The sequence below is a fragment of the Iodidimonas nitroreducens genome, assembly GCA_000710935.1.
Classification (GTDB): Bacteria; Pseudomonadota; Alphaproteobacteria; order Sphingomonadales; family Rhodothalassiaceae; genus Iodidimonas; species Iodidimonas nitroreducens.
In genome coordinates, this window is sequence record BAYV01000004.1 from 78,033 (window position 1) to 89,208 (window position 11,176).

Annotated in this window: 8 protein-coding genes, 1 tRNA gene and 1 pseudogene; 5 read left to right on the top strand and 5 right to left on the bottom strand. The window is 54.7% G+C overall.

The window, feature by feature from the left end; translation table 11 throughout:
- Window positions 1–91 precede the first annotated feature (91 nt).
- The 4 genes from AQ1_RS01515 to AQ1_RS01530 all read left to right on the top strand — a co-directional run bounded on the left by AQ1_RS01515 (window position 92) and on the right by AQ1_RS01530 (window position 2,007).
- Entirely contained in the window at window positions 92–1,117 is a 1,026-nt protein-coding gene (locus AQ1_RS01515) for a glycosyltransferase family 4 protein (protein WP_042083291.1), read from the top strand.
- A 92-nt stretch (window positions 1,118–1,209) separates the two neighbouring features.
- Window positions 1,210–1,284 (top strand) — tRNA-Gln (locus AQ1_RS01520).
- A gap of 142 nt (window positions 1,285–1,426) precedes the next feature.
- Window positions 1,427–1,696, top strand: coding sequence for a CopG family ribbon-helix-helix protein (locus AQ1_RS01525; RefSeq protein WP_042083294.1), 270 nt, complete (start codon window positions 1,427–1,429; stop codon window positions 1,694–1,696).
- Complete coding sequence (locus tag AQ1_RS01530) at window positions 1,693–2,007, top strand: type II toxin-antitoxin system RelE/ParE family toxin (protein WP_042083295.1); 315 nt, start codon at window positions 1,693–1,695, stop codon at window positions 2,005–2,007. Before AQ1_RS01525 ends, AQ1_RS01530 begins: the two co-directional genes overlap by 4 nt.
- 340 nt (window positions 2,008–2,347) lie before the next feature.
- On the opposite strand, the gene AQ1_RS15395 is transcribed toward AQ1_RS01530, so the two are convergent.
- From AQ1_RS15395 to AQ1_RS01560, 5 genes are all read right to left on the bottom strand, one after another.
- A complete protein-coding gene (locus AQ1_RS15395) occupies window positions 2,348–2,506 on the bottom strand; it encodes an AbrB/MazE/SpoVT family DNA-binding domain-containing protein (RefSeq protein ID WP_313979233.1) in 159 nt (52 codons plus the stop codon).
- A 184-nt stretch (window positions 2,507–2,690) separates the two neighbouring features.
- Complete coding sequence (locus AQ1_RS01540; RefSeq protein ID WP_042083297.1) at window positions 2,691–6,176, bottom strand: autotransporter domain-containing protein; 3,486 nt, start codon at window positions 6,174–6,176, stop codon at window positions 2,691–2,693.
- Window positions 6,177–6,418: 242 nt separating this feature from the next.
- Window positions 6,419–6,934, bottom strand: coding sequence for an acetolactate synthase small subunit (gene ilvN, locus AQ1_RS01550; protein WP_042083301.1), 516 nt, complete (start codon window positions 6,932–6,934; stop codon window positions 6,419–6,421).
- A 16-nt stretch (window positions 6,935–6,950) separates the two neighbouring features.
- A complete protein-coding gene (locus AQ1_RS01555; protein ID WP_281300244.1) occupies window positions 6,951–8,750 on the bottom strand; it encodes an acetolactate synthase 3 large subunit in 1,800 nt (599 codons plus the stop codon).
- A 194-nt stretch (window positions 8,751–8,944) separates the two neighbouring features.
- Entirely contained in the window at window positions 8,945–10,513 is a 1,569-nt protein-coding gene (locus AQ1_RS01560) for an EAL domain-containing protein (RefSeq protein ID WP_042083303.1), read from the bottom strand.
- Window positions 10,514–10,686: 173 nt separating this feature from the next.
- Between AQ1_RS01560 and AQ1_RS01565 the strand changes: the two are divergent.
- Window positions 10,687–11,176, top strand: a pseudogene (locus tag AQ1_RS01565) (patatin-like phospholipase family protein); the annotation flags it as partial.

Genomic DNA, 11,176 nt, shown 5'->3' on the forward strand with positions numbered 1-11,176 from the left:
CGCGAAATTTACATAATTGGGTTTTAGTTATTCAGAACCGGTTAACCGGCTTTCTATAAGAAGACGTGTCGCAAGCGGGTGGAGAAAGAATGTGAACGGGGATCTGTTATTTGCTGCAGGGCTGATTTCCTTTGCCATGGCGCTGGTTGCCTGCCTTGTTGCAAAGCCATTGGCTCATGCCCTTGGTATCATGGATATGCCCGATGGGGTGAATGGCCGCAAACGCCATAGCCGCCCAACGCCTTTGATCGGGGGCGTGGCGATTATTTTTCCCTTTATTTCCAGCACCTTTATCTTTCAACCCGGGCTTAATGGATTTCCTTGGATTGTCAGCTTTGCCACCTTCTGCATTTTTCTGGTGGGGTTTTTTGATGATCGCAGCCATATGCGGCCGGTTTGGCGGCTGATTGTTTCTGCATTTATTCTGGCGTTTGCAGTGGCGATGATCCCCGATCTGCGTTTGACCGTTTTGCATTTTTCCTTTTCCGATGCGGCCTTTCTTTTACCAAGCGCAGTGGCCGCTGGTTTTGCCCTCGTTTGTTTGCTGGGCTTGCAAAATGCCGTGAATATGGCGGATGGCAAAAATGGTCTGGTCATCGGGATGAGCATTGTCTGGTCGGCCTTCCTCATGCTTCCGGCCCCTGATGAATTGCGGCCGATTTTGATCAGCCTGCTGATTTCCCTGACCGTAACCGGATTTTTCAATATCCGGGGCAAGTTGTTTTTGGGCGATGCGGGCAGCTATTCGCTGGCGATCATTCTGGGGATGCTGTCGATCTATGTGTTTAATCACAGCGCCATGGCTCTGCCTGCGGATATGATCGTTTTATGGTTTCTGATCCCGGTTCTTGATTGTATTCGGCTGATTTTCAGCCGGGTCAGCCGGGGGCGCGCGCCTTTTTCTCCGGATCGCAATCATTTCCATCATGTGATCAATGATAGCATGTCCTGGCGCTATGGCCTTTTTGTCTATCTGGCGCATGTGATTTTGCCCGGAATGACTGCTTTCCTGTGGCCTTCTTATACGCTGCCCCTGATCGTTCTCAGCGGTTTCAGCTATCTGTTGGTTTATATCTCACTCACCCGTCGTTTGGGTGTTTTGGGGATCACCCGATAAACTTTCCAAACGGACTTTGAAGCGCTTTACAGGCGGCTTTGCCTATGCTTTAAGGTCCATCCAAACGCGCTGATGATCTTGCTCTTCAGTGATGGGGCGTAGCCAAGTGGTAAGGCAACGGGTTTTGATCCCGTCATGCGCAGGTTCGAATCCTGCCGCCCCAGCCAGCCTGCATGGAAATGCACTTAAAATTCATTTTACTGCCAAATATTTTGCTACAGGTCCTGTGTGGTTTGCCTGCGCAGACGATAATGGCGCAGAAGTTCCGCATGTGTTAGAATGTACACATGCCAACACAGGGATTTTTCAATGACCGCCAGCACCACCATGACGATCAGGGTTCGGCCCGATGTGAAAGAAAAACTCGACCAGATCGCGGTCAGCACGCAGCGCAGTAAATCTTTTCTCGCAGGCGAGGCCGTTGCGGCTTATGTCGATCGGGAGCTTGAAATCATCGGCGGGATCAGAAGCGGCATGGTTGATGCGGCGGTTGGCCGTGTCGTGTCCCATGATGAAGCCATGACCGAAATCTATGCCGCTATCGACGCGACTGAGGCCAAGCGAGCAGATAAAGGGTGAAGCGGCCGGTTATCTGGGCTCGCAGAGCGCTGGATGATATCAAGCAACAGGTCGGTTTCATTGCGCAGGATAATCCGGCCGCCGCCAGACAGGTTGCGGATCATATTGATGATGCAGGCAAGGCTCTTGGCGAAATGGCAACGGGCCGCCCTGGCCGGGTAAGCGGCACCTATGAAAAGCTCCTTGCCCGGTTGCCCTCTATCCTCGCTTATGAGCTGCGATCCGTTGCCGGGCAGGAAAGTGTCGTGATCTTGCGCGTGATCCACATCTCGCGGAATTGGCAAGTCGGGCATTGGCCGCAAGAGCCTTAATCAAAGCTTTGCCATAAGCGTGTTCTACGCGCAGCCAAATGATTTGGAGCGTGGGGCGAAAAAATAGACCAGTAGATAAAGCTGTGTAACAAGAACAAGCGTATAAACGACGAGATTGAGCGCGATATCAGCCGGACCGCCAGCAGCAAGGCAGAAGATTATAATGGCAGGTACAGAGAAGGCTAAAATCGGTTTGTGTTATGATGCCCTGAATGGCAGTGTCTCGATCACCATCAATCTTTCCGATTGTCATCAAGCCCGATTTTATCGAGAGAAAAGCGCCCCTCTTCGATCAGCGTGGGACGTTCAAACAGAAAATCCTCACCCGCAGGCAATTCGTTCATGAGGAAAAGCCAATCCGGACACGGACTGGACTTAACAGGATCGCATCGCGCTGACGTTCGATGGTCAGTTCGGTCACGCCTTGGAGCTCGAAGTCCTTGGGCAGGCAGATCGCTTGGTCGTGGTTATTGTGAAAGATAGACACGGTGCGCGGCATGATGATCCTCCATGCTTATAAAAATAGCATAGCATTGCTTGGCATATATCAAACATAGGCTCTCTGGCGCGGGTCTTGGCCGCTGGCTCCGATCATCCCCCAAGGGGGCGGAAGGGAGCCAGCCGCATTGTTCTGCCGATCAGGGGCGCGCGGAAAATGCGCGCAAATCCGACCAGTGCCTTAATCAGAAGCCGATTTTGATCCCGAAGGACAATTGATATTCATCCACATCATCGCGGTCGATATCGGATTCAAAGGCAATCTGGATCGATGTATTCCGCCCGATCAGGCTGTTGATACCCAGCGCATAGGTGGCATAATCGCTATCGATTTCCGTGCCGGTAACGGTGAAATCCGCCCTACGATCCCCCACAAAAGCCGCATCGGTGAGGAACTGCCCCTTGCCGCCAATCCGCCTTTGCCATGTGATCCGGCTGAAGGCACTGGTGGTGTGATTTTGGCCCACGACATCCAGGCTGATCTCGCCCCCGATGCCAAGCACCGTTTCGCGCGCTTTCCGATCATCAATGATGGTATCGGTGGCCCCGGTGCCTACTTCTTGCAATTCATCGATATCCAGCGAGGAATGGCGCAAGCGCACCATCGGCCCAAAGCGTACCGGCCCATCGCCATAGCTGGCTCCCAGATCAAAGCCCCCCATGAATTGCCGTGCCGCACCATCGCCCTGAGCAAAGGCGGTGACATCGGTGGTTACCGGGCGGGTGCTTTCCAGATCATAAAATTGCACGCCGGTATAGCCGCTGGCATAGAAAGGCCCATGGAAAATGCTGCCATAGGTGCTGAAGCCCCCTGCCGTGGCGCTGCTGTCATGGCCGTTTAATTCATCGGTCGAGAAATTGGTGAAGGTCCCGGCGACGCCGATCAGGGCATTGCGGCCAATGCGTTTATCGATCCCCATGGTGAAGCTCAGGGCCGTGTTGTCAAATTCACCTTCCACCATTTGGCTATCGCTGTTGATGAGATCTGCGGAGAAGAAAAGGCCGATATCATCCGGCACACCCAAGGAAGAACTGCGGGGACTGCTGCCATGGGCCGCCTGATTGGCTGAGGCATTGGTCGTGCTGGCTTCGGCATTTTGGGCGGCGGCGGCGATCATGGCACCGGCCTCGTCATTGGCGGCGAGACGCAGGCTGGATGCCGCATTGCCCATGGTACCATCAATCCCCCCATGGCGGCCTGTGCGGATCGTGCCCGCGCGCTGGCTCAGGGTATTGGCAAGGATGCGGGAAAGCTGGAAGCTATAGCGATCAAACAAAAAGGTCTGGGTGGGATTGAGGGATTGCAGGCTGGCCTGCAATTGCCCATTGGTCCCCAGCCGATCCAGCCTTTTCACCACATCGCTCAGCCCTTCGCTTTCAATCGATGTGCCCGTGCTGATGCCATCCAGCGCCCGGGCCACATCACGCTGCTGCACGCTGGTGGCCTGCGGAGCAAAGGGCAGGGCAAAAACAGTGATCCCCGCAGCATTGCCACTGGCATCAAGGCTGTTCCTGAAGCGCAGAACGCTGCTGTTGCCATTGAGACCGGTGACACTGCCCAGCACATTGCTCCGGTTTTCGATGCTGCCATCAGCTTCCACAAAATTAAGGCGATCCCCGCGCCCAAGATTGGCACCCGCTGCTGTTTCCACCAGAATGGTGCCATCCAGCACCACATTGCCGCCTTGCCCCGGGGCAAATTCCTGTACCGAAATCAGGTCGATGGCACCGGTTTCATCGATCTCGATTCGGGTGGTGGCACCGCTATCCTGAAAAAGATCGCCAATGATGGTGAGTGTTCCCACCGAATTGCCCGGCGATAAAACACCGCCGCTTTGGGCCACACCCAAGGGCGCGATGATGGTGCCATTGCCGCCTAATGTGCCGCCCATCAGGCCCAGAGCGCCGGTTTGGAATTGGCCATTGACCAAGAGGCTACCGCTGCCCATGGTTGAAACGGTTCCCTGATCGGCGATGATCCCGGTTGCGCCGATGGTGAGGGACGCGCCATCAAGGAAAAAATTCTGGCTGGATAGTGTGCCATCCACCGCCATGGTGCCGCCGGAAAGCAGGCTGCCTGCAAAATCGGTGACAAGGCCACCCTCGGCGATGGTGAGGCTGCCGCCCCTGAGATCAAGAAAATCGGTGGAAAATTGCCCGGCAATATCCAGCGTGCCACCGCTCATCACCAGCCCGGCATCGATAAAGCGCGAGGCATCGCTATAAACGCTATCAGCATCGATGCTGACCGCGCCGCCGCTGATGAACAAGGAGCCGGACAAAAGATTGGCGCCGGCTATATCGAGCCTGCCACCGGAAACGGAAATGAAATCAACCACATCAAGCTGGGCAGCCTCGACCGATAAAGCGACCTCACCCGAAAGGCTTAAGGTATCGATTTCTATCGCGGCATTGCTGAGGCTGGTGGTGCCCGGCGCATCCAGCGTCACCTCGAAAAAAGAGGCGATGAGGGTGGGGTCGCCCGCATCGCGCAAAGGATCGAAATTGGTGGGCACAAAGCCATTGGTCCAGCGCGTGGGATCAAGCCAATCGCCATCGCCAGCCGCCGCCCGGGTTTCGATCAGCGGATTGGTGGCGGCAATGAAATCCTGCATTTCCGCGATATTGGTGAAAAAGGCCACATCGCCAAACTGATTGATATCATCAGAAAAAATATTGAGACCACCGCTGGTGATGCCAGCCAGCAATAATTCACCATTTTCGCCGCGAACAAAAAGCGCGCCACCGGAATCGCCGCTGCCTGTGGTGCCTTCAAGGCTGGTGGTATCGGGGGTGGCAAAAAAATCAAACAGGCCGGGATTGGCGGGGTCGTCGAAATCGGTAAAGAGCAGAGAATCGGGAAGCAAAGCGCCATTGAAGCCGCCAATGAAATCGAGTGTATTGGTGGCTGCGCGCCTGCGGAAATCAAAAAACGAGCTTTCCACCGAACCAGTACCCGTGGTGCCAAATCCCACAAAGGTCACCTCGGTCCCCAATTCGGGGGCGCTGGTCACGATCCCTGCGGGGGTAATGCCGGTGATCCGTTCTTGCAAGGCGATGGTGGTGATATCATAGCCCGCCGCGAAATTATCACGCAAAAATTCAACAGGGGTGACATGGCTGGAGCCAAGAACAAAATTGCCATTATTGATATCGTCGATCCCATTGGCACCCAAAGTGACGGCCACCCCCAGATTGCGATCATCGGCCTCGGTCGAGCCCTCGGGGCGGTTGCAATGGGCGGCGCTGATCACCGTGCGCGCATTCACCAGCGTGCCAGAACAAAATCCGGTGATCTGGCCGGTGCTGAGATCGAAAAAGGCAAGGCCCAGAACATTTTCAAAGCTGCCATCCAGATCGAGAATATCATCGGTGGTGCCCAGGCTTTCGGCGATCAGCACATTGGGCCGCAGCAGCACATCATGGCCCAGAAAACTGGTGCTGATACCATCCTTGCGGATCGGGTTGGAGATCCCCCCCAGATTGAGCAGCAATTTTTGGGCCTGCGCGGTTTTTGCGGCAAAAAGCCCATCAAGCCCGGATTGGTTCTTGGTCTGTGCCTCAACCGGCGATGCGGCGAGGGGATGCGGCACCCCCAACAGGCTGGCGGCCCCGAAAAGAGCGGCGCCCGTGATGGTGCTGGCCAAAGTTTTGTGAAATGAAAATGTCATGAGCCGTTTCCCCGATCTGTTGTGGCTTGTGATAGCCTTTTACGCTTATTTTACAGCTTTAAGGCTGTGCTGCTGATCATGCAAGATATCAGCGTGAATTGCAATTTTCAGAAAATCACAACCTTATTCGACGATCATCTTCATTCCGATGACAATCACAAGGAAAATAACATTTATTTTACCGGGAAGGGTTGGGCGGCATGTCTATGCGCTTGGAGAGCCACGTTTAATGGGCCCTGACCCTAAAGGGCTTCGGCCCCACGGACGATGGCGGCCACGCCGGTGCGCGCCACCTCCACAAGCCCTAAATCGCGCATCAGATCGATGAAGGCTTCGATCTTATCGGGGGCGCCGGTTAGCTCGAAAATAAAGGATTGGGTGGTGGTATCGATCACCCGCGCCCGAAAGGCATCGGCCAGCCGCAGGGCCTCGACCCGTTTTTCGCCGCTTCCGGCTACCTTCACAAGGGCCAGTTCACGCTCCAGAAAAGGGCCATGGCTGCTCAGATCGGTGACCTTTTGAACCGGCACGAGGCGTTCGAGCTGGGCTTTGATCTGTTCCACCACCATGGGTGTGCCGGTCGTTACAATTGTGATGCGTGAAACATCATGGCCGGCTGAAACTTCGGCCACCGTCAGGCTTTCGATATTATAGCCCCGACCGGAAAACAAACCGGCCACCCGGGCAAGAACCCCGGCTTCATTATCCACCACAAGCGCAATAGCGTGCCGGCCCACGATCTGGTCGGTGCGTGACATAAGCGTCGTCCTTCAATCAAACAAGCGATTGAGCATCGCTGGAAAGCGGTGCTGAAACATCGGCGGGCCCCAGCAGCATTTCATTATGGGCTGCACCCGATGGAACCATGGGAAAGCAATTTTCAAGCTTGGCCACCCGGCAATCCACCAGCACCGGGCCGGGGGTATCGATCATGGTGCGGATGCCATCATCCAAAGCATCGGCATCGCTGATACGTAGCCCGGTCCAGCCATAGGCTTCGGCCAGCTTCACAAAATCGGGCAGGCTATCGGAATAGCTTTCGGAATAGCGGCTTTCATAGGTCAGTTCCTGCCATTGCCGCACCATGCCCATATATTCATTGTTCAGGATGAAAATCTTCACCGGCAGGCGATATTGGGTGGCGGTGGCCAGTTCCTGAATATTCATCTGGATCGATGCCTCACCGGCAATATCGATGACCAAAGCATCGGGAAAAGCCAATTGCGCACCAATGGCGGCGGGCAGGCCATAGCCCATGGTGCCCAGCCCACCTGATGTGAGCCATTTATTCGGGGCTTCAAAGCCGAAATATTGCGCCGCCCACATCTGATGCTGGCCCACTTCGGTGGTGATGATCGGGCTTTTATGATGGCTAAGAGCATGCAATCTTTTGATCGATTGCTGGGGCAGGATGGTTTGGCCCTTTTGCTCGAACGCCAGACAATCGCGACCCCGCCATTGATTGATGCTGTGCCACCAGCTTTGATGGGCATCGAGATCGAATTCATCCCTGCGGCTTTGCAAAAGGCTGATGATATCCTCGAGCACATGCCTTGCATCCCCAACGATCCCCAGATCAACGGTGACATTCTTGTTGATCGACGAGCGATCGATATCGATGTGGATTTTGCGTGAGTTGGGTGAAAAAGCATCCACACGGCCCGTGACACGATCATCAAAGCGCGCCCCCACGCACAGCATCACATCACAATCATGCATTGCCATATTGGCTTCATAGGTGCCATGCATCCCCAGCATCCCCAGAAATTGCGGATCGCTGGCAGGCATGGCCCCCAGGCCCATCAATGTGGATGTGACAGGAAAGCCCGAAAGCCGGGCCAAAGCGCGGAGGGCGGCGGCGGCTTCAGGCCCGGAATTGATGATGCCTCCCCCGCTGTAGATGATCGGCTTTTTGGCCCCGGCGAGCAGGCCCGCTGCCTGTTCGACCAGGGCGCGATCCCCCTTCACCTGCGGCTTATAGGTGCGATGGGTTACCCCGCGTGGCCGCGCATAAGGGGCAGGGCCAACCTGAATATCTTTTGGCAGATCCACAACCACAGGGCCGGGCCGCCCAGATGTGGCCACATGAAAGGCTTCAAAAATCACCCGCGCGAGCTGATTGGGGTCTTTCACCAGATAATTATGCTTTGAACAATGCCGGGTGATGCCGATGGTATCGGCTTCCTGAAAAGCATCATTGCCGATCAGATGGGTGGCCACCTGACCGGTAAGCACCACAATGGGGATGCTATCGAGCATGGCATCGGTTATGCCGGTCACCGCATTGGTGGCCCCGGGGCCGGATGTAACCAGCACCACGCCGGGCTTACCGGTGGCGCGGGCATAGCCTTCGGCGGCATGAACGGCTGCCTGTTCATGGCGGACCAGAATATGCCGGATATGCGATTGCTTGAACAATTCATCATAAAGCGGGAGAACGGCACCGCCCGGATAACCAAAGATCACCTCCACATCAAGATCGTGCAGGGCCTTCATGACAAGGGCTGCCCCGCTCATGATGATGGGGCTTTGGGTTTCCTGTGCCGTCATGTCGGCTTCATTCAGCGCAATCATTGGTCGTCCTCAATCAGATCGGATTTGATATCTATATTTGGGAGAAGGCCCGAACCCGAAACATCATAGGCAGGGGGCGATCCTTCGGGATTGTACTAAAATATGTTTCTTCCACTGTCAAACCAAAAAAAGAAATATATGAAAAGGAAATATGCAATAAATATTGAAGAAATTTTAAAAACCTAAGATAGATGTTATGGGGGCGTGGGTGTTTTTTGCATCTCTTTGGGCAGGGTCATCATCGGTCGCCCGAATAAAAAGCCCTGGCCAAGCTCCACGCCCACGGATTTCAGCAATTCGGCCTGGGCCGGGGTTTCGATCCATTCCCCAACCATTTTGATTTTCAGATCTTTGCACAGGCTGGCCATGGCCCGCAAGAAGGCGCGGCTTTCCGCATCATTTTCCGCGTCCTTGATATAGCTGCCATCGATCTTCACCACATCGACCTTTAATTGCCGCAGATATTGAAAGCCGGAATGTCCGGCACCAAAATCATCAAGGCAAACGGCAAAGCCCGCTTCGCGGATCATTGCGATGGATTGGCCCAAAGGCCCAAGATCGGAGACTTGCGCGGATTCGGTGACTTCGATGATCAGATGATTGCGCAAGCCGCGATGGGCCAGAAGCGTTTCTTTCAAGCGGCTGATGAAAGAGGGTGTGGTGAGCGAGCGCGCCGAAAGATTGACGGCAATGCTGGGATTGGCCCCGCGCGCCACAAGGCGGCGCAGATTTTTAATCACGGTTTCCAGCATGATCTGATCGAATTCATCGATCATCCCCACCTGTTCGGCAAAGCTGATCATTTCATAGGGCGATCCGCCACGCATATCAAAGCGCACCAAAGCTTCCACATGATGCAGGGCTTTCGTTGTGATCGCCACGATGGGCTGATAGGCAATATTAAAGCGGCGGTCCTTGATCAGCGCCCGCAAGGATTGGATGCGCTTGCGTGTTTCTTCCATGTTTTTGGAATAATTGCGGGTGAGATTTTCAAGATCGAAATCTTCCCCGCTATCGGAAAATTGCCGGATGGAATAAACCAGCGCCTTGGCCGCATCCGCCCCGCTGCCCATGGATTCGGCATCAAGGGTGGCGGAATCGAAAGCCTGCCCGGTCGTGCTTTTGAGGGTATCCATCAGGGTTTGGGCGGATCGTTCATCATTGGCTTCATGCACCACCGCAAAGCGGCCATCGCTCAATTCCGCAGCCGATTGCCCGCCAACCGATAAGGTGGCCAGAGTTTGGGTGAATTTTTTCCGTTCATCCGCATCGGCATCCTTGCTCAATTGCAACAGGCTGACCAAAAGATCGGTATTGCTGTTTTTCCCATGCTCTTCCAAAAGCCTGGGCAGATGATCGAGGAAATTGTCCTTATCCAGAATGGGCTGCTTTTGGCTCTGTTCGCCGCCATCTAATCGATTGAGCGACATGGCCACGATATGCGTGTTTTTTTCATGGGAAGATAAGCGCGACATGAACAGCCCCAGCCGCCGCCTTGTCGCCTCTGTGGCCCCAAAGGCCACCCGCACCGGCCCAATGCGGGGGGTATTTTCCAAAAGCATGAAAGCGGATTGCATCACCTCGGCATCATGGGCGGATAAAAAAGCGCTCATGGGTTGGCCGATGGCCGATGCGCCTTTGGCAATACCGACCCAATCCAGCGCTCCTTCAAGTCTGGTGATGCACTGATCCGGGCCGATTTCCATGAAGATATCGCCAACGCAAAAAGCATAGGCTACAAATATATCATTTTTATCAGCCATATCCGCTGTGCTTTCATTATTCTTGACCCCTTATAGCCGATAAATTCTTAGTGAAATCTGAAGACATATAAATGGCTGGAATTTTCAGTGATTATGAGAAAAACATTGATTTTCTAATGCATATTGCCCATCAAGGTTCTATTGCAGTGCAACATTGCGGTTGAGACGACATCATGCGTCAGACAATCTCCGATCTTCTTACCATTCGCGCGGGGCGCCATGCCCATGCCGCCATTCTGGCTGATGGCGGCCTTGATCCCGCCCGGATCAAGCTGATGGTGGGGGCATCGGGGGGGCCGAAATGGCTTGTACTGGCGCGGCTGGATCGGGCGATCCTGCGCCATTGGATTTTGGGCCGCAGCGAACCTTTGGATTTGCTGGCCTCATCCATCGGTACCTGGCGCTTTGCCTGCTATGCCCAAAAAGACCCGCTGGCGGCCTTTTCGCGCTTTGAGCAGGCTTATCTGGAATATCGCTATGAGCCGCATCACAAAGCGAACGACATTACCCGCGACAGCTATGCCATTCTTGATGAAATTCTGGGCCCCGATGGCCGTGAGCAGGTTTTTCATGGCCCCATGCGGCTGGCGGTGATGGCGGTGCGCGGGCGGCATCTGCTTAATTTTGATCATCCCATTCCCTTAGGCCTGGGGCTGAGATCGG